18 protein-coding genes are annotated in these 17809 nt (G+C 55.6%); 10 read left to right on the plus strand and 8 right to left on the minus strand.

Translation table 11 applies throughout. From position 1 onward, the window contains the following. Entirely contained in the window at nt 1-870 is an 870-nt protein-coding gene (prs, locus tag KCG39_RS16340) for a ribose-phosphate diphosphokinase (RefSeq protein ID WP_004125959.1), read from the minus strand. Between the two features lie 196 nt (nt 871-1066). Here prs and KCG39_RS16345 point away from each other — a divergent pair, with 196 nt between their 5' ends. The 4 genes from KCG39_RS16345 (at nt 1067) to KCG39_RS16360 (ending at nt 4010) form a co-directional block, all read left to right on the plus strand. Beyond that, complete coding sequence (locus KCG39_RS16345; RefSeq protein ID WP_004125960.1) at nt 1067-1786, plus strand: NUDIX hydrolase; 720 nt, start codon at nt 1067-1069, stop codon at nt 1784-1786. 144 nt (nt 1787-1930) lie between these two features. Then, entirely contained in the window at nt 1931-2890 is a 960-nt protein-coding gene (locus KCG39_RS16350; RefSeq protein WP_229295910.1) for a hydrolase, read from the plus strand. Continuing rightward, entirely contained in the window at nt 2887-3105 is a 219-nt protein-coding gene (locus tag KCG39_RS16355) for a YheU family protein (RefSeq protein ID WP_004125965.1), read from the plus strand. The genes KCG39_RS16350 and KCG39_RS16355 overlap by 4 nt, the downstream gene beginning before the upstream one ends. A 35-nt stretch (nt 3106-3140) precedes the next feature. Next, nucleotides 3141-4010, plus strand: a complete 870-nt coding sequence (locus tag KCG39_RS16360) for a phosphoribulokinase (protein WP_004138395.1) — start codon at nt 3141-3143, stop codon at nt 4008-4010. A 46-nt stretch (nt 4011-4056) separates the two neighbouring features. On the opposite strand, the gene KCG39_RS16365 is transcribed toward KCG39_RS16360, so the two are convergent. Continuing rightward, nucleotides 4057-4461, minus strand: a complete 405-nt coding sequence (locus tag KCG39_RS16365) for an OsmC family protein (RefSeq protein ID WP_004106401.1) — start codon at nt 4459-4461, stop codon at nt 4057-4059. Nucleotides 4462-4765: 304 nt separating this feature from the next. Here KCG39_RS16365 and crp point away from each other — a divergent pair, with 304 nt between their 5' ends. After that, a complete protein-coding gene (gene crp, locus KCG39_RS16370) occupies nt 4766-5398 on the plus strand; it encodes a cAMP-activated global transcriptional regulator CRP (protein WP_000242758.1) in 633 nt (210 codons plus the stop codon). 51 nt (nt 5399-5449) lie between these two features. Further along, nucleotides 5450-7528, plus strand: coding sequence for a YccS/YhfK family putative transporter (locus tag KCG39_RS16375; RefSeq protein ID WP_004125973.1), 2079 nt, complete (start codon nt 5450-5452; stop codon nt 7526-7528). Here the strand turns inward: KCG39_RS16375 and argD are convergent. The 5 genes from argD to ppiA form a co-directional block, all read right to left on the minus strand. After that, nucleotides 7518-8738, minus strand: a complete 1221-nt coding sequence (argD, locus tag KCG39_RS16380; protein ID WP_004138387.1) for a bifunctional acetylornithine/succinyldiaminopimelate transaminase — start codon at nt 8736-8738, stop codon at nt 7518-7520. The two genes, KCG39_RS16375 and argD, sit on opposite strands and share 11 nt — an antisense overlap. An 89-nt stretch (nt 8739-8827) precedes the next feature. Then, nucleotides 8828-9391: an aminodeoxychorismate synthase component 2 gene (pabA, locus tag KCG39_RS16385; protein ID WP_004125978.1), complete on the minus strand. Its 564-nt coding sequence runs from the start codon at nt 9389-9391 to the stop codon at nt 8828-8830. A 31-nt stretch (nt 9392-9422) separates the two neighbouring features. Next, on the minus strand, nt 9423-10025 hold the full coding sequence (locus KCG39_RS16390; RefSeq protein WP_049114520.1) for a putative adenosine monophosphate-protein transferase Fic: 603 nt from the start codon (nt 10023-10025) through the stop codon (nt 9423-9425). After that, entirely contained in the window at nt 10015-10182 is a 168-nt protein-coding gene (locus KCG39_RS16395) for a YhfG family protein (RefSeq protein ID WP_065366150.1), read from the minus strand. Before KCG39_RS16395 ends, KCG39_RS16390 begins: the two co-directional genes overlap by 11 nt. Before the next feature lie 107 nt (nt 10183-10289). Next, entirely contained in the window at nt 10290-10859 is a 570-nt protein-coding gene (ppiA, locus tag KCG39_RS16400; RefSeq protein ID WP_004125987.1) for a peptidylprolyl isomerase A, read from the minus strand. A 277-nt stretch (nt 10860-11136) separates the two neighbouring features. Between ppiA and tsgA the strand changes: the two genes are divergently transcribed. Then, complete coding sequence (tsgA, locus tag KCG39_RS16405) at nt 11137-12321, plus strand: MFS transporter TsgA (RefSeq protein ID WP_049114521.1); 1185 nt, start codon at nt 11137-11139, stop codon at nt 12319-12321. Here the strand turns inward: tsgA and KCG39_RS16410 are convergent. Further along, nucleotides 12318-13640, minus strand: coding sequence for a cytosine deaminase (locus tag KCG39_RS16410; RefSeq protein ID WP_004125993.1), 1323 nt, complete (start codon nt 13638-13640; stop codon nt 12318-12320). The two genes, tsgA and KCG39_RS16410, sit on opposite strands and share 4 nt — an antisense overlap. A 240-nt stretch (nt 13641-13880) precedes the next feature. Here KCG39_RS16410 and nirB point away from each other — a divergent pair, with 240 nt between their 5' ends. From nirB to nirC, 3 genes are all read left to right on the plus strand, one after another. Further along, on the plus strand, nt 13881-16424 hold the full coding sequence (gene nirB / locus KCG39_RS16415) for an NADPH-nitrite reductase large subunit (RefSeq protein ID WP_004125996.1): 2544 nt from the start codon (nt 13881-13883) through the stop codon (nt 16422-16424). Continuing rightward, nucleotides 16421-16747, plus strand: a complete 327-nt coding sequence (nirD, locus tag KCG39_RS16420) for a nitrite reductase small subunit NirD (RefSeq protein WP_004126000.1) — start codon at nt 16421-16423, stop codon at nt 16745-16747. The genes nirB and nirD overlap by 4 nt, the downstream gene beginning before the upstream one ends. Nucleotides 16748-16883: 136 nt before the next feature. Beyond that, on the plus strand, nt 16884-17690 hold the full coding sequence (gene nirC / locus KCG39_RS16425) for a nitrite transporter NirC (protein ID WP_004126003.1): 807 nt from the start codon (nt 16884-16886) through the stop codon (nt 17688-17690). Nucleotides 17691-17809 lie beyond the last annotated feature (119 nt).

The following is a 17809-nucleotide window of genomic DNA, read 5'->3' on the forward strand; positions in this document are numbered from 1 at the left end:
TTATCCCCAATGTGCGCGGTAGATGGCGTCAATATCGATAAGCTCCAGCTGCGGATGAGTCAGGGCAGGAGAAGTCAAAGAGGTGGTGGTGTAAACGGCATCGATGCCGTTATTCAATAGATGCTCTACGCCTTTGGAAAAAATACCGTGGGTGACATACAGACTCACGCTGCGGGCGCCCGCCTCGCGCAGCACCTTCGCCGAGCCGATAAAGGTGCCGCCAGCGTCGCACAGGTCGTCAACAATAAGCGCTGCTTTCCCCGCTACATTTCCGGCCAACAGGGAAAATCCGGTTAACGCGCCGCTGGCAAGGTCACGCTCTTTACCGAGGATCGCGAACTCTCCGGCACCGCAGGCTTTAGCCACAGGGTGAATCTTCTTGAGCGCGCCGGCGTCCGGCGCCACCAGCATCAGCTCCCCGGCAGCAATAGCCTGACGCAGACCGGCGCTCTGCAGAAGACAGTGCTGTTGTGCCACCGCGACCATATTATTGACTGCCGCCGCGGCGGCATCGCTGTGTGGGTCAAGCACCACGACTTTGTCAAAGCCAAGGGTATTAAGCTGCCGGGCGAAGACCTTCAGCGCAAAGCTGTCTCCCGGCACCATATGACGATCCTGACGCGCCCACGGCAGCCACGGCAGTTCCAGATGGCTAAACGCCACGTCGGTAACATGACGCACGGCCTCCACCAGCTGCGCCAGCAGCATAAAATCGTTCATGTCGCGCAGAGCAACCGCCCGGATGCGCATCAAACGGGCGGAAGGCGGTAATTGAGCGGTTACCTTCAGCCACACAGCGCCATCGGGAAAGGCGCCGCTTGCAAGCGTAAACGCCTCATCATCCAATTCCAGGGTAAATTTTTCGCTCATGATGACCTCTACTCATTAAATTGTGTCCCTAAGACACAATCAATAATGTCCCTAAGACACATATAGTGCAAGCGTTAAATGTCACTTAAGCGGAAAAATGGATTAACCAATTGAAAAATAATAATAAAAATAGAGACTTGCTGCTCAGGTAGGGGCTGGTACACTTGTCAGCGTTCTTTTACGCTACGAGCGCTCTATGACCACCGATGCCGAATACCTCAGCCAATACGATGCCAGCCGCTTTCCCTCGCCGCTGGTGACCGTCGATAGCGTCCTGTTTACCCTGCATGAAGGGGCGCTGTGCGTTCTGCTGGTTGAGCGCGCTAATCCGCCGCAGCAGGGGGCCTGGGGGCTACCCGGCGGGTTTATCGACCAGGCGCACGATGATTCAACCCGCGCCACGGCGCTACGTAAGCTCACGGAAAAAACCGGGATTTCACCGCCATGGCTGGAGCAACTCGACACCTTTTCCGGGCCGGATCGCGATCCGCGCGGCTGGAGCCTGACTATCGCCTGGTTTGCGTTAATCTCGTGGGTAGATTGTCAGCCGCATATCGCCAGCGTCAGCGATGCCCGCTGGGTGCCGGTAGCGCAGCTGGATAGCTATTCGCTGGCTTTCGATCATCAAAAGATCATCGACGCCGGTCTGCATCGCTTACGCCAAAAAACGATGTACTCTTTACTGCCGGTTTACTGTCTGCCGGAGACCTTTACCCATGGTCAGCTGCTGGAAGCCACGGAAATCATCCTTGGTCAGCCGATTCAACGCAAAAGCCTGATTCGCCGCTTCGAAGCTTCCGGAATGTTTGAAGAGACCGGTGAAACAGCGGCAACCGGTGCGCGGAAAGCGCGGCTATGGCGGCGTAAACCCGGCGTCGATTTTCATCTCTTTTCACGTAACCTGCTGACCGATTAGCCGCAAGGCCACATATGGGCTAACCTGCGCACTTCATGCGCGGTATAGTATGTTATAAAGATTATTTATTGCTCTGGTGCTATGGTTGATATCACTCCTACAGAAATGACGCCCCCTGAAGACGACTCGCAGCAGTTTCATCCGATGCGCGGCGTAGGCAATCGTCATTTGCAAACCATGTTGCCGCGGCTAATCCGTCGCAAACTCCGTTTTACTCCCCACTGGCAGCGCCTTGAATTGCCGGACGGCGACTTTATCGATCTGGCCTGGAGTGAAGACCCTTCTCAGGCGCGCCATAAACCTCGTCTGGTGGTATTTCACGGCCTGGAGGGGAGCCTACACAGCCCTTACGCCCACGGACTTATCCATGCGGCAATGCAGCGCGGCTGGCTGGGCGTGGTGATGCATTTTCGCGGCTGCAGCGGCGAACCCAATAGGAATAACCGCATCTACCACTCGGGCGAAACGGAGGATGGCTCCTGGTTTCTGCGCTGGCTCCAGCGCGAGTACGGCACCGCCCCCACCGCCGCGGTGGGATATTCGCTCGGGGGCAATATGCTGGGCTGCCTGCTGGCAAAAGAGGGCGACGCTATTCCCGTTGATGCCGCGGTTATCGTCTCGGCTCCGTTTATGCTGGAGGCCTGTAGCTATCATATGGACAAAGGTTTCTCCCGCGTTTATCAGCGCTACCTGCTCAACCTGCTGAAAGCCAACGCCGCGCGTAAGCTAAAAGCCTATCCCGGCTCTCTGCCCGTCGATTTACGCCAGCTAAAAAGCATGCGCCGTATTCGCGAATTTGACGATAGCATCACGGCCAGGATCCACGGCTTTGCCGATGCGCTGGACTATTATCGCCAGTGTAGCGCCATGCCGCGCTTAAGCGATATCACTAAGCCAACGCTGATTATTCACGCGAAGGACGATCCCTTTATGGATCACCATTCGATTCCCCCGCAGGAGCAGCTGCCGGCGAATGTCGAATATCAGCTCACGGAGCACGGCGGGCATGTTGGTTTCGTCGGCGGCACGCTGCGTAAGCCAGAAATGTGGCTTGAAAAACGAATTCCGGATTGGCTAACCCGTTGGTTAGGAGCGCAAATATGATCATTCCCTGGCAAGATCTTGATCCCGAAACGCTGGATAACCTGATCGAAAGTTTTGTATTACGTGAAGGCACCGATTATGGTGAACATGAACGTTCGCTGACTGATAAAGTCGCGGATGTTAAACAGCAGTTGAAAAGCGGAGAAGCCGTGCTGGTGTGGTCAGAACTGCACGAGACGGTGAACATTATGCCCCGCAAGCAGTTTCACGGCTAAGGCGGCACACACTATCGTTTACTCTGGGAGTTGTTATGTCTGCCAAACATCCGGTGATTGCCGTCACGGGCTCCAGCGGCGCGGGAACCACGACCACCAGCCTCGCCTTTCGCAAAATCTTCGCCCAGCTTAATCTGCACGCCGCCGAAGTTGAAGGCGATAGCTTTCACCGCTATACCCGTCCGGAAATGGACATGGCGATCCGTAAAGCACGCGATCAGGGCAAACATATCAGCTACTTTGGCCCCGAGGCTAACGACTTCGGCCTGCTGGAACACACGTTCGCCGAATATGGGCAAAGCGGCAAAGGCCAGTCGCGTAAGTATTTACATACCTATGACGAGGCCGTGCCGTGGAATCAGGTTCCGGGGACCTTCACGCCCTGGCAGCCGCTGCCCGAGCCGACTGATGTCCTGTTTTATGAAGGCCTGCACGGCGGCGTGGTGACGCCGCAGCATAACGTAGCAAACCATGTCGATCTGCTGGTCGGCGTGGTGCCCATCGTCAATCTTGAGTGGATCCAGAAGCTTATCCGCGACACCAGCGAACGCGGGCACTCTCGTGAGGCGGTGATGGATTCAGTGGTCCGTTCGATGGAAGACTACATCAACTTTATCACGCCGCAGTTTTCGCGCACCCACCTCAACTTCCAGCGCGTACCAACGGTGGATACGTCCAACCCTTTTGCGGCGAAAGCCATCCCTTCGCTGGATGAAAGCTTTGTCGTTATCCATTTCCGCAATCTAAAAAATATCGATTTCCCCTGGCTTTTGGCGATGCTGCAGGGCTCGTTTATCTCGCATATGAATACGTTGGTGGTGCCGGGCGGGAAAATGGGGCTGGCGATGGAGCTGATCATGGCGCCGCTGGTTGAGCGCCTGATGGAAGGCAGGAAAATAAGCTAACGGTCAAAACCCCGGTGACGCAATTGCCGGCCGGGGCCCGTTCGGCTTACCCTTCGATTACTTCATAAGAGTGGGTAATGTTTACCGCTTTCTCAAGCATCAGCGCGACGGAACAATACTTTTCCGCCGACAGATCGACCGCGCGAGACACCGCAGCGTCCTTTAGTTCTTTACCGGTCACGATAAAATGCAGATTGATATGGGTAAACAGACGTGGCGCCTCTTCGCGGCGCTCCGAGGTCAGCTTGACTTCGCAGTTGGTGACGTTATGACGGCCCTTCTGCAATATGGAAACCACATCGATCGCGCTGCATCCGCCTGCCGCCATCAGGACCATTTCCATTGGGCTGGGCGCTTTATCCCCGGAATTTCCGTCCATCAGAATCTGGTGACCAGAAGCCGACTCACCGATGAAGGTTAACCCTTCAACCCATTTCACTCGCGCTTGCATAATTTTAACTCCAGGGCTGTAATTTTCCCGACAGATTACGCGTACATAACAATTCTCGCAACGGAAGGCGACCTGGGTCATGCTGAAGCGAGACACCAGGAGACATGCAGCGAAAGCTATGCTAAAACAATCTGGATGCTACAGTAATACATTGATGTACTGCATGTATGCAGAGGAGTTCACATTACAGGCTGCAGAAAACTTTCAGCCGGATTCCCAGGTATAGGGATTCAATACGATTGCATGCCCGGATGCCGTGTAGTGTCGGCACCCGGAGATAGCTTATAACAGAGGATAACCGCGCATGGTGCTTGGCAAACCGCAAACAGACCCTACCCTTGAATGGTTCTTGTCTCATTGCCACATTCATAAGTACCCATCAAAGAGCACGCTGATCCACCAGGGTGAGAAAGCAGAAACGTTGTACTACATCGTTAAAGGCTCCGTGGCTGTACTCATCAAGGATGAAGAAGGTAAAGAGATGATCCTCTCTTACCTCAATCAGGGCGATTTCATCGGTGAATTAGGCTTGTTTGAAGAAGGCCAGGAGCGTAGCGCTTGGGTACGTGCGAAAACCGCATGTGAAGTGGCCGAAATCTCCTACAAAAAATTCCGTCAGCTGATCCAGGTTAACCCGGACATCCTGATGCGTCTCTCTTCGCAGATGGCTCGTCGTCTGCAGGTCACGTCTGAGAAAGTGGGTAACCTCGCCTTCCTCGACGTTACCGGTCGTATCGCTCAGACGCTGCTGAACCTGGCTAAACAGCCGGATGCGATGACCCACCCGGACGGTATGCAAATTAAAATTACCCGCCAGGAAATCGGTCAGATCGTCGGATGCTCCCGCGAGACCGTTGGCCGTATCCTGAAAATGCTGGAAGATCAAAACCTGATCTCCGCGCACGGTAAAACTATCGTCGTCTACGGTACCCGTTAAGTCGGTAAAACGGCGTATTGCCTGACGATACGCCGTTTTTGTTTTCCCCTCATGTGGCGCAGGCTGATTTACCACCCGGAAGTCAACTATGCACTGCGGCAAACGCTGGTGTTGTGCCTGCCGGTTGCGATTGGGCTTCTGTTCGGTCATCTCCAGCAGGGGTTGCTGTTTTCTCTTGTTCCCGCCTGCTGCAACGTTGCCGGGCTGGATACGCCGCATAAACGTTTCTTTAAACGGCTAATTATCGGCGGCAGCCTTTTCGCCAGCAGTAGCCTGATCGTTCAGCTCCTTCTGCAGCGAGACATCCCTTTGCCGCTGATCCTCACCGGTCTGGCGCTGATCCTCGGCGTCACGGCTGAAATCAGCTCCCTGCACGCGCGGCTGCTGCCCGCCTCGCTTATCGCGGCTATTTTTACCCTCAGTCTCGCTGGCAACATGCCGATCTGGGAGCCGCTGTTAATCTACGCCCTCGGCACCTTATGGTATGGCGTGTTTAACTGGTTCTGGTTTTGGCTCTGGCGCGAACAGCCGCTGCGTGAATCATTAAGCCTGCTCTACCGGGAGCTCGCCAACTACTGCGAGGCCAAATACAGTCTGCTTACCCAGCATACGGATCCCGCCACATCGCTGCCGCCGCTGCTTAACCGCCAGCAAAAGGTGGTGGATCTGATTACCCAGTGCTATCAGCAAATGCATATGCTGGCGGCTAACCAGCGCAGCGATCATAAACGCCTGCTGCGCGCTTTCCAGGTTGGACTGGACCTTCAGGAGCATATTTCCGTCAGCCTTCATCAGCCGGAAGAGGTGCAGAAGCTGGTGGAGCGCAGCCACGCGGAAGCGGTGATTCGCTGGAACGCGCAAACCGTTGCCGCCCGCCTGCGAGAGCTGGCGGACGATCTGCTCTACCACCGTTATCCCCGGCGCTTTCAGATGGACAAACAGATCGGCGCGCTGGAAAAAATCGCCTGGCAGCATCCGGATAATCCTGTCGGCCAGTTCTGCGCCTGGCACTTCAGCCGCATTGCCAGAGTTCTGCGCACCCAGCGCCCGCTATACGCGCGTAACCTGATGGCGGATAAAACCCGCCGCCTGCCGCTGCTACCCGCGTTGAAAAACTATCTGTCGCTTAAGTCGCCAGCGTTACGTAATGCCGCGCGTATCAGCGTGATGCTGAGCGCCGCTAGCCTGATGGGCAGCGCGCTGCATCTGCCTAAGCCCTACTGGATCCTGATGACCGTGCTGTTCGTGACACAAAACGGCTACGGCGCGACGCGGGTACGTATCGTCCATCGGGCTGCCGGAACCATTGCGGGACTGGTCATTGCCGGGCTCACGCTGCACTTTCACGTTCCTGAAGGCTATACGCTGACCGCGATGCTATTTATCACGCTGTTAAGCTATCTGATTATCCGCAAGCACTACGGCTGGGCGATGGTCGGATTTACCGTGACGGCGGTGTATACCCTGCAGCTACTTACCCTGAACGGCGAGCAGTTTATCGTCGCCAGGCTAATTGATACCCTGATTGGCTGCCTGATTGCTTTCGGCGGGATGGTCTGGCTATGGCCGCAGTGGCAAAGCGGGCTGCTGCGCAAAAATGCCCACGACGCGCTGGAAGCCGATCAGGAGGCCATCAGGCTGATCCTCAGCGCCGACCATCAGGCCCCGGCGCTGGCCTATCAGAGAATGCGCGTCAATCAGGCGCATAACGCGCTGTTTAACTCGCTAAATCAGGCGATGCAGGAGCCCGGCTTTAACTCTCACTATCTGGAAGACATGAAGCTGTGGGTGACCCACAGCCAGTTTATTGTCGAGCATATTAACGCGATGACCACTCTGGCGCGCGAGCACAATATGCTGACACCGGATCTGGCGCAGCGTTATCTGGAATCCTGCGAGATTGCGCTCCAGCGCTGCCAGCAGCGGCTGGATTCCGACGGGCCGGGCAGTGCGGGGGATGTGAATATTATGGAGGCGCAGGATGCGGAGGTCCCTCGCGGCCCGCTCAGTACGATGGAGCAGCATTTGCAGCGCATCCTCGGGCATCTGAACACCATGCACACCATTTCATCGGTGGCATGGCGTCAGCGTCCGCATCATGGCATCTGGCTGCGCGCCACTAAGCGCTAAGCACCCGCTCAACCGCCTGGGCAAAGCGCGCCATGCCTTCAGCAATATCGCTATCATCAATCACCAGCGACGGTACGAAGCGCATCACGTCCGGTCCGGCATTGAGCACCATGACGCCCGCCTCTGCGGCTGCATACAAGAAATCGCGCGCCTTCCCGTGATACTGCGGCTTCAGCTCGGCGCCGATCAGCAGACCCATGCCGCGAATATCACTGAACAGATCGAACCGCGCGTCAATTTGCTGAAGGTGCTGAACAAACAGCTCACGCTTCGCAGTGACGCCGTCCAGCACTTCCGGCGTGTTAATCAGATCGAAGGCCGCCCCACCGACCGCGCAGGCTAGCGGGTTTCCGCCGTAGGTCGAACCATGGGAACCCGCGTGGAAAGCGCTGGCGATATCATGGGTGGTCAGCATCGCGCTGATAGGGAAGCCGCCACCAAGCGCCTTGGCGCTGGTCAGAATATCCGGCGTCACGCCGTAGTGCATATAGGCAAACAGCGAGCCTGTGCGCCCCATACCGCACTGCACTTCATCAAACACCAGCAATGCCTGGTGCTGGTCGCAGAGATCGCGCAATCCTTGCAGGAATTCCGGCGTCGCCGCCGTCACTCCGCCTTCACCCTGAATCGGCTCGACCACCACCGCGCAGGTATGATCGTCCATCACGGCTTTCACCGCGTGTAAATCGTTAAACGGCACGTGAACGATATCGGCCGGTTTCGGCCCAAACCCGTCGGAATATTTCGGCTGACCGCCGACGGAAACGGTGAAAAGCGAGCGACCGTGAAACGCATTATGGAAAGCGATGATTTTGGTTTTGTACGGGCTATGGCGAGTCACGGTGTAGTGGCGCGCCAGCTTGAAAGCCGTTTCGTTGGCTTCCGTTCCGGAGTTCATAAACACGACGCGATCGGCAAAAGTCGCATCCACCAGCTTTCGCCCGAGTCGCAGGGCCGGTTCGTTGGTAAAAACGTTGCTGGTATGCCACAGTTTTTCACCCTGCTCATGCAGTGCCGCCACCAGCGCCGGATGGCAATGACCGAGCGCGGTCACGGCAATACCGCCGGCGAAATCAACGTACTCTTTACCCTGCTGATCCCATACTCGGCTCCCCTTGCCCTTCACCGGAATAAATTCTGCCGGTGCATAAATCGGCAAAATGACTTCATCGAATGTAGCGCGGGTGATTGCCGGTTGTTCAGTTGCCATGTGGTGCCCATCCTTTACGTTATGCAGCAATGATTATGATAATCTAATCACAAAATATGCATAAAAAATCAACTCATGGCAACTACAAATCAACGATTGAGGAAGTTTGCCAGCAGCTGGTGTCCCTGCTCGCTGAGAATACTCTCCGGATGAAACTGCACACCCTCGAGATCGTACACGCGGTGGCGAATGCCCATGATCTCCCCCTCTTCGCTGCGGGCGGTCACCTCAAAGCATTCAGGCAGCGTTAGCGGGTCAATCAGCAGGGAGTGGTAGCGGGTTACGGTAAGCGGATTATTCAGTCCAAGGAACACCCCTTGACCGGTATGGCTGATGGGGGACGTTTTCCCGTGCATCACTTTGGCGGCTCGTACGATAGCGGCGCCGAAAACCTGGGCAATCGCCTGATGGCCGAGGCAAACGCCTAAGATCGGCGTCTTACCGGAAAAGTGGCGAATCACCGCCAGCGAAATCCCTGACTCATCGGGCGTGCAGGGGCCCGGCGAGATAACGATTTTCGCTGGCGCCAGGGCAATGATATCCGCTAACGTCAGCTCGTCATTACGCCTGACCAGAACTTCCGCGCCAAGCTCGCAGAAATACTGATACAAATTCCAGGTGAAAGAATCGTAGTTATCGATAAGCAGGATCATAGCGGCTCCGGGAACAAAGAACCGCGCTATTCTACTCAGTTTCCACGGCTTCGCTTACCACTTTGCGAAATATCGTCCGCAGTGGAGAAAGGTCGCCCATCGCTCCGCTCTGGTTGGCCTGGTTCCACGCATCGACCGCAATATCGCGCCAATCCAGCGTATAGCCCGCATGAATAGCCAGCTGCTCAAAGAAAATGCGTTGCGCCATGCCGTTACCGAGACGGAAAGGATGCAGGACATTTATTTCGCAGTAGTAATGAGCAAGACGTTCAATGAATTTATCCAGCGCGAGCCCCACCAGATAACTCTCCTCTTCAAGATCCTGAAGCAGCGCGTTTCCCTCTTTTTCGATATAGGCGAAATGGCAGAAACGGGTGTCGCCCTGATAGATATCCACTTCACGCAGTTGCCCCGCCCAGTCAAAAACATCCTGATAAAGCTGGCGATGAATAGCGCAGAGATGAGGCAATCCCCGCACCAACGGCCCGAGTTCAATGGTTGCCGCGCGTAATGCGGTCAGCTCCCACGCCGCCTGTTCAAGTCGCTGAGCCTGGCGAATACCCAGGCGGTTGCGCATCACCTTAAGACCGGGGTAGAGATAGGGGTCCCGCCCCTCGCCGAATTTATCGCTCATAGTGACTCCTTAACGCCGCAATACGCGCCAGGGCTTCTTCGGGGGTAAGGGTTATCAGCGGAATATCGACGCCTTCCAGCCGTCGGCTGGCCTGAAAATTCATGTTACGTCGAGCCTCCCAGAGACGGGATTTCTGTTTTTCGGTGAGCTTTTTCATTTAACACCTCCCTGACGCGTCCGCGGTTGCCACAAGTATAAGCGGCAAAAAACGATTTCGCAGGGAAGCGGGGAATGCGCGGGGAAGGGTTACCCGCGCAAATAGGGTTACGGCAGCACTTTAGCGGAAAGGATCACGACAGGTTTCGACGGTACATTCTGATACGGCCCAACGTTATGGGTCGGCACCTGAGAAATCTTATCCGCCACGTCCATGCCTTTGACGACTTTACCAAACACCGCATAGCCGAAATCGCGCTGGCCATGATCGAGGAAGGCGTTATCCGCAATATTGATAAAAAACTGGCTGGTGGCGCTGTCCTGATCGGCAGTACGCGCCATGGCGATAGTGCCACGCGTGTTGCGCAGGCCGTTGTCGGCTTCGTTTTTAATCGGCGGATTAGGCTGCTTCTGCTGCATCTGCTCGTTAAAGCCGCCGCCCTGCACCATAAAGCCCGGGATCACGCGGTGAAAAGTGGTGTTGTTATAAAAGCCGCTGTTCACATACTTGAGGAAGTTATCCACCGAGATCGGTGCTTTCTGGCTATTCAGCTCAAGCTCAATATTGCCCGCAGACGTGGTCAGCAACACATGGGGATCCCCTTTTGCCGCCATGGCCGGGGAGAATGCTGAAATGGCGAAAACGGCAGCCACCGCCGCGAGAGTTGATTTGAGCATGGAAATTCCTTAACGGAGCAGAATAAAAACCGAGTGCTTTGATTCTAAAGAGCCTTTGCATCCTGGGCCAGCCTTTTACCTAATTTTACTTAGCTGAAACACTTGTAACGATGCATCTATTGATCCGCCAAATAAATAAATGTGAATTAAGTCACATTAATAATTGCAAAAACATCTAATTCTCATAATAAAAGTTTGCTTGAATCACACTAACGCATAAAATCTGTCCGCCCGGCGCAGAGTCAACGCGCTTTACATTTCTATTCACAGGCCAGTCATGACTAACAGCAACCGTATCAAGCTCACATGGATCAGCTTTTTCTCCTACGCCCTGACCGGCGCGTTGGTGATTGTCACCGGGATGGTGATGGGAAACATCGCAGATTATTTTCATCTGCCTGTTTCCAGTATGAGCAACACCTTTACCTTCCTTAATGCCGGTATCCTGATCTCTATCTTCCTGAACGCCTGGCTGATGGAAATTGTTCCGCTGAAAACCCAGCTGCGTTTTGGCTTTATCCTGATGGTTCTGGCCGTCGCGGGTTTAATGTTCAGCCACAGCCTGGCGCTGTTTTCCGCTTCGATGTTCGTGCTTGGCCTGGTCAGCGGGATTACCATGTCGATTGGTACCTTCCTGATCACCCATATGTATGAAGGTCGTCAGCGCGGGGCGCGTCTGCTGTTCACCGACTCCTTCTTCAGCATGGCGGGGATGATTTTTCCAATGCTGGCCGCTTATCTGCTGGCGCGCAGCATCGAGTGGTACTGGGTATATGCCTGCATCGGCCTGGTCTACGTCGCGATTTTCGTGCTGACTTTCGGCTGTGAATTCCCGGTATTAGGCAAAAAAGCCCTGCAGGATAGCCAGCCGGTAGTGAAAGAGAAATGGGGTATCGGCGTGCTGTTCCTCTCCATCGCCGCGCTGTGCTATATCCTCGGCCAGCTGGGCTTCATCTCCTGGGTACCGGAATACGCCAAAGGCCTGGGCATGAGTCTTGGTGATGCAGGTAAACTGGTGAGTGATTTCTGGATGTCGTACATGATCGGCATGTGGTCATTCAGCTTTATTCTGCGCTTCTTCGACCTGCAGCGTATTCTGACCGTGCTGGCAGGCGTAGCGACGGTACTGATGTATCTGTTTATCAACGGTTCGCCGGAGCATATGCCGTGGTTTATCCTGACCCTCGGCTTCTTCTCCAGCGCTATTTATACGTCGATCATCACCCTGGGCTCGCTGCAGACCAAAGTGTCATCGCCGAAGCTGGTGAACTTCATTCTCACCTGCGGCACGGTAGGCACCATGCTGACCTTCGTGGTTACTGGTCCTATTGTTGCCGCCAGCGGCCCGCTGGCGGCGCTGCATACCGCTAACGTTCTCTACGCGGTGGTATTTGTGATGTGTCTGATCCTCGGCTTTGTCTCCCGCCACCGTCAGAACAACGCGGCAGCGGAATCCCACTAAGCCTCAGGCCCCTTTGTTCCGGCAAAGGGGCTATTTCGAGTAAAGAACAACTCTTCCCCGCCCCTGTCCGTCTGTACCCAGGTCTGCGCCAGCTGCGTCGTTGCAATCACTCTCCCCTGACGAATTGACCAGCGCACCGGTACCTGACAGCGCACGGCCTCAAACCCGTTTTCCGCGGGCAGAATCACCAGATTCGCCGGGTTCCCCTTCGCAATACCATAATCGCTCAGACCAAACGTTCGCGCGCTGTTTTCCGTCACCAGCTTCAGTCCATCATTAATCTGCTGATAGCCCATCATCTGGCAAACATGCAGCCCCATATGCAGCACCTGCAGCATATTGCCTGTCCCCAGCGGATACCAGGGGTCAAATACATCGTCATGGCCAAAGCAGACGTTAATACCCGCCGCCATCAGCTCCTTCACGCGCGTGATGCCGCGGCGCTTCGGATAGTCGTCAAAGCGTCCCTGGAGGTGAATATTGACCAGTGGGTTAGCGACGAAGTTAATGCCCGACAGCTTCAGCAAACGAAAAAGACGCGACGTATACGCGCCATTGTAGGAGTGCATCGCGGTGGTATGGCTGGCGGTCACTCGCGGGCCGATGCCCTCTTTTAACGCCAGGGCCGCCACGGTTTCAACGAACCGCGACTGTTCATCATCGATTTCATCACAGTGGATATCCAGAGGCCGCTGATACTTTTTCGCCAGACGGAAAGCGATGTGCAGGGATTCCACGCCATATTCGCGCGTAAATTCAAAATGCGGAATCGCGCCCACCACGTCGGCACCCAGACGCAGCGCCTCTTCCAGCAGAGCCTCACCATTGGGATAGGATAAAATACCCTCTTGTGGGAAGGCGACAATCTGCAGCTCTACCCACGGCGCAACCTCCTGTTTGACCTCCAGCATGGCTTTGAGCGCGGTCAGCGTAGGGTCGGAAACATCAACGTGGGTACGTACAAACTGGATGCCGTTGGCGATCTGCCACTTCAGCGTCTTCCACGCGCGGGCTTTAACATCCTCATGGCTCAATAACGCCTTCCGCTCCGCCCAACGCTCAATCCCTTCAAACAGGGTTCCGGACTGATTCCAGTTCGGCTCTCCGGCGGTTTGGGTGGTATCGAGGTGTATATGCGGCTCAATAAACGGAGGAATGGCCAGCCCGCCGCGCGCATTCAGCACTTCATAACTCTCATTGCGCGCCTCGCCCATAGGGGTGATATTCCCGAAGCGCCCCTTGTCTATCGCTATCTGCCATAACCCTTCGCGATCGGGCAGACGAACGTTCTCAATTAACCAAAGCGGCGCTGCTGTCATATCGATGACTCCCGTAATTGTTGCTGAAGTTTTACTCAACCCGCCGTGGGTCTCCGTTGCCAATTTTGTACATAAAAAAAGCAAAAAGGAAAAGCCAGCGTTTTCCAACACTTACAAAAATACTGACAAATCATAAACATACCACTTAAGTAGTAGGTAAAGGTGTAATTGATTTGCATCAATAAGTGTCGCGGCTGAATCGTTAAGGTAGGCGGTAATATAAAAGAAATCGAGGCAAAAATGAGCAAAGTCAGACTCGCTATCATTGGTAATGGTATGGTCGGCCACCGCTTTATTGAGGACCTTCTTGATAAATCCGACGCCAGCCTGTTCGATATTACCGTCTTCTGTGAAGAACCCCGTATCGCCTACGACCGCGTGCACCTCTCCTCCTACTTCTCTCACCATACCGCCGAAGAACTCTCTTTGGTACGGGAAGGTTTCTACGAGAAGCACGGCGTTAAGGTGCTGGTCGGCGAACGCGCCATCACCATCAACCGTCAGGAGAAGGTTATCCACTCCAGCGCGGGCCGTACCGTTTTCTATGACAAGCTGATTATGGCGACCGGCTCCTATCCGTGGATCCCGCCGATTAAAGGCTCGGAAACTCAGGACTGCTTTGTTTATCGCACCATTGAAGACCTTAACGCTATTGAAGCCTGCGCCCGCCGCAGCAAACGCGGCGCGGTCGTCGGCGGCGGTCTGCTAGGTCTGGAAGCCGCGGGCGCGCTGAAGAACCTCGGCGTTGAGACCCACGTGATTGAATTCGCGCCCATGCTGATGGCTGAACAGCTGGATCAGATGGGCGGCGAACAGCTGCGCCGTAAAATCGAAAGCATGGGCGTACGCGTTCACACCAGCAAAAACACCAAAGAGATCGTTCAGGAAGGTACCGAAGCGCGTAAAACCATGCGTTTTGCCGACGGCAGCGAGCTGGAAGTCGACTTTATTGTCTTCTCTACCGGTATCCGTCCACGCGATAAGCTGGCCACCCAGTGCGGTCTGGAAGTCGCTCCCCGCGGCGGTATCGTGATCAACGATGCCTGTCAGACCTCTGACCCGGATATCTACGCCATCGGTGAATGCGCCAGCTGGAACAACCGCGTTTTTGGCCTGGTCGCACCTGGCTACAAAATGGCCCAGGTGACCGTTGACCATATTCTCCAGACCGAAAACGCCTTTGAAGGCGCGGATCTCAGCGCCAAGCTGAAGCTGCTGGGCGTTGACGTCGGCGGCATTGGCGACGCTCACGGTCGTACGCCGGGCGCGCGCAGCTATGTTTATCTTGATGAAAGCAAAGAGGTCTACAAACGCCTTATCGTCAGCCCTGACAACAAGACCCTGCTCGGCGCGGTGCTGGTGGGCGATACCAGCGATTACGGCAATCTGCTGCAGCTGGTGCTGAACGCCATCGAACTGCCGGAAAACCCCGACTCGCTAATCCTGCCGGCGCACGCGGGCAGCGGTAAGCCGTCCATCGGTGTCGATAAGCTGCCGGACAGCGCGCAAATTTGTTCCTGCTTCGATGTCACTAAGGGCGCATTGATTGCCGCTATTAATAAAGGCTGCCACACGGTGGCGGCGCTGAAGGCGGAAACCAAAGCCGGTACCGGCTGCGGCGGCTGTATCCCGCTGGTGACTCAGGTGCTCAACGCCGAACTGGCGAAACAGGGTATCGAAGTCAACAATAACCTGTGCGAGCACTTTGCGTACTCCCGTCAGGAACTGTTCCACCTCATCCGGGTGGAAGGCATCAAAACCTTTGAAGAGCTGCTGGCGAAACACGGAAAAGGCTACGGCTGCGAAGTGTGTAAACCGACCGTGGGCTCGCTGCTGGCTTCCTGCTGGAACGAATATATCCTCAAGCCGCAGCATACCCCGCTGCAGGATACCAACGACAACTTCCTGGCCAACATCCAGAAAGACGGTACCTACTCCGTTATCCCGCGCTCTGCGGGCGGCGAAATCACGCCGGAAGGCCTGGTGGCCGTCGGCCGTATCGCCCGCGAATTTAATCTGTACACCAAGATCACCGGCTCTCAGCGTATCGGCCTGTTCGGCGCGCAAAAAGACGATCTGCCAGAAATCTGGCGTCAGTTGATCGAAGCGGGCTTCGAAACCGGCCATGCGTATGCCAAGGCGCTGCGGATGGCGAAAACCTGCGTCGGCAGCACCTGGTGCCGCTACGGGGTAGGCGATAGCGTCGGCTTCGGCGTCGAGCTGGAAAACCGCTACAAAGGCATTCGTACGCCGCATAAAATGAAGTTTGGCGTCTCCGGCTGTACCCGCGAGTGCGCGGAAGCCCAGGGTAAAGACGTCGGCATCATCGCCACGGAGAAAGGCTGGAACCTTTACGTCTGCGGCAACGGCGGCATGAAGCCGCGCCACGCGGATTTGCTGGCGGCGGATCTTGACCGCGAAACGCTAATGAAATACCTCGACCGCTTCATGATGTTCTATATCCGTACCGCCGACAAACTGACCCGTACCGCGCCGTGGCTGGATAACCTGGAAGGCGGCATCGATTATCTGAAGTCGGTCATCATTGATGACAAGCTGGGCCTGAACGAGCATCTGGAAGAAGAGATGGCCCGCCTGCGTGCAGCGGTAGTCTGCGAGTGGACGGAAACCGTTAACTCGCCAGCGGCCCAGGTACGCTTCAAACACTTTATCAACAGCGACAAGCGCGACCCTAACGTCCAGGTAGTGCCTGAGCGTGAACAGCATCGCCCGGCCACGCCCTACGAACGTATCCCGGTAACTCTGGTGGAGGAAAACGCATGAGCCAGTGGAAAAATATCTGCAAACTCGATGACATCCTGCCGGAAACCGGCGTCTGCGCGCTGTTAGGCGATAAACAAGTGGCGATTTTCCGCCCCTATCACGGTGACCAGGTGTTTGCGATTAGCAATATCGACCCGTTCTTCGAGTCCAGCGTCCTCTCTCGCGGCCTGATCGCCGAGCATCAGGGCGAGCTGTGGGTGGCCAGCCCGCTGAAAAAGCAGCGCTTCCGACTGCGCGATGGCCTGTGTATGGAAGATGAAAGTCATTCGGTGGCGCACTATGAAGTCCGAGTGAAAGACGGCGTCGTGCAGCTACGCGGTTAATCATTTTACGGGAGGCGCAACGCCTCCCTTTTTTTGCATTTTTTTCTTCAATTGATGGCACAACATCATTTGTACTGCATCGCGAAGGCAGCCAACCAAGAGGCAGCGCAAAGGATGAGGTGCGAAAGGAGCTCCTATGTTTACGGACACAATCAACAAGTGCGCGGCCAACGCCGGACGTATTGCGCGCCTCTCGGCCAATCATCCACTCAGCTTCTGGGTCAGCTCCATGATGGCAGGCGCCTACGTCGGCCTCGGCATCATCCTTATTTTCACCCTCGGCAACCTGCTCGACCCTGCCGTTCGCCCGCTGGTGATGGGCGCCACCTTTGGCATTGCGTTAACGTTGGTGATTATCGCCGGCTCTGAATTGTTCACCGGCCACACCATGTTCCTTACCCTGGGGGTGAAGGCGGGAACCATCCGTCAGGGTCAGATGTGGGCGATTCTGCCGCAAACCTGGGTCGGTAACCTTCTGGGTTCCGTATTCGTGGCGCTGCTGTATAGCTGGGGCGGCGGCGGCCTGCTGCCGGTCGATACCAGCCTCGTCCATACCGTCGCGCTGGCAAAAACCAGCCAATCCGCGATGGCGCTCTTTTTCAAAGGCGCGCTGTGTAACTGGCTGGTGTGTCTGGCGATCTGGATGGCGATTCGTACCGAGGGCGCGGCAAAATTTATTGCTATCTGGTGGTGTCTGCTGGCGTTTATCGCGTCCGGCTATGAGCACTCCGTCGCCAACATGACGCTGTTTGCCCTCTCCTGGTTTGGCCATCACAGCGATGCCTACACGCTTGCGGGAATCGGTCACAATCTGTTATGGGTAACACTCGGCAATACTTTGTCCGGTGTCGTATTTATGGGGTTGGGTTATTGGTATGCTACGCCGCAATCGGAGCGCCCCGCCCCGGAAAAAACTAACGAGACTGAGAGTCTGGCTCAGTAGGTGTAATCGGTGCAGACAGGTTGAACACAGAAAGCGCGGAACAACCGGAACGTACACGTAGTACATGAGGATGATTCGCTACGCTCACCCTTCGGGCCGCCCTAAAGGGCGTTCAAAAC

It is taken from the genome of Klebsiella pasteurii, assembly GCF_018139045.1.
In the GTDB taxonomy this organism is placed as follows: Bacteria; Pseudomonadota; Gammaproteobacteria; order Enterobacterales; family Enterobacteriaceae; genus Klebsiella; species Klebsiella grimontii.

Excerpts from the sequence above, each read along its gene's own strand:
- prs (WP_004125959.1), bottom strand. The coding sequence starts at position 870 with ATGAGCGAAAAATTTACCCTGGAATTGGATGATGAGGCGTTTACGCTT.
- KCG39_RS16345 (WP_004125960.1), top strand. The coding sequence starts at position 1,067 with ATGACCACCGATGCCGAATACCTCAGCCAATACGATGCCAGCCGCTTT.
- KCG39_RS16350 (WP_229295910.1), top strand. The coding sequence starts at position 1,931 with ATGCGCGGCGTAGGCAATCGTCATTTGCAAACCATGTTGCCGCGGCTA.
- KCG39_RS16355 (WP_004125965.1), top strand. The coding sequence starts at position 2,887 with ATGATCATTCCCTGGCAAGATCTTGATCCCGAAACGCTGGATAACCTG.
- KCG39_RS16360 (WP_004138395.1), top strand. The coding sequence starts at position 3,141 with ATGTCTGCCAAACATCCGGTGATTGCCGTCACGGGCTCCAGCGGCGCG.
- KCG39_RS16365 (WP_004106401.1), bottom strand. The coding sequence starts at position 4,461 with ATGCAAGCGCGAGTGAAATGGGTTGAAGGGTTAACCTTCATCGGTGAG.
- crp (WP_000242758.1), top strand. The coding sequence starts at position 4,766 with ATGGTGCTTGGCAAACCGCAAACAGACCCTACCCTTGAATGGTTCTTG.
- KCG39_RS16375 (WP_004125973.1), top strand. The coding sequence starts at position 5,450 with ATGTGGCGCAGGCTGATTTACCACCCGGAAGTCAACTATGCACTGCGG.
- argD (WP_004138387.1), bottom strand. The coding sequence starts at position 8,738 with ATGGCAACTGAACAACCGGCAATCACCCGCGCTACATTCGATGAAGTC.
- pabA (WP_004125978.1), bottom strand. The coding sequence starts at position 9,391 with ATGATCCTGCTTATCGATAACTACGATTCTTTCACCTGGAATTTGTAT.
- KCG39_RS16390 (WP_049114520.1), bottom strand. The coding sequence starts at position 10,025 with ATGAGCGATAAATTCGGCGAGGGGCGGGACCCCTATCTCTACCCCGGT.
- KCG39_RS16395 (WP_065366150.1), bottom strand. The coding sequence starts at position 10,182 with ATGAAAAAGCTCACCGAAAAACAGAAATCCCGTCTCTGGGAGGCTCGA.
- ppiA (WP_004125987.1), bottom strand. The coding sequence starts at position 10,859 with ATGCTCAAATCAACTCTCGCGGCGGTGGCTGCCGTTTTCGCCATTTCA.
- tsgA (WP_049114521.1), top strand. The coding sequence starts at position 11,137 with ATGACTAACAGCAACCGTATCAAGCTCACATGGATCAGCTTTTTCTCC.
- KCG39_RS16410 (WP_004125993.1), bottom strand. The coding sequence starts at position 13,640 with ATGACAGCAGCGCCGCTTTGGTTAATTGAGAACGTTCGTCTGCCCGAT.
- nirB (WP_004125996.1), top strand. The coding sequence starts at position 13,881 with ATGAGCAAAGTCAGACTCGCTATCATTGGTAATGGTATGGTCGGCCAC.
- nirD (WP_004126000.1), top strand. The coding sequence starts at position 16,421 with ATGAGCCAGTGGAAAAATATCTGCAAACTCGATGACATCCTGCCGGAA.
- nirC (WP_004126003.1), top strand. The coding sequence starts at position 16,884 with ATGTTTACGGACACAATCAACAAGTGCGCGGCCAACGCCGGACGTATT.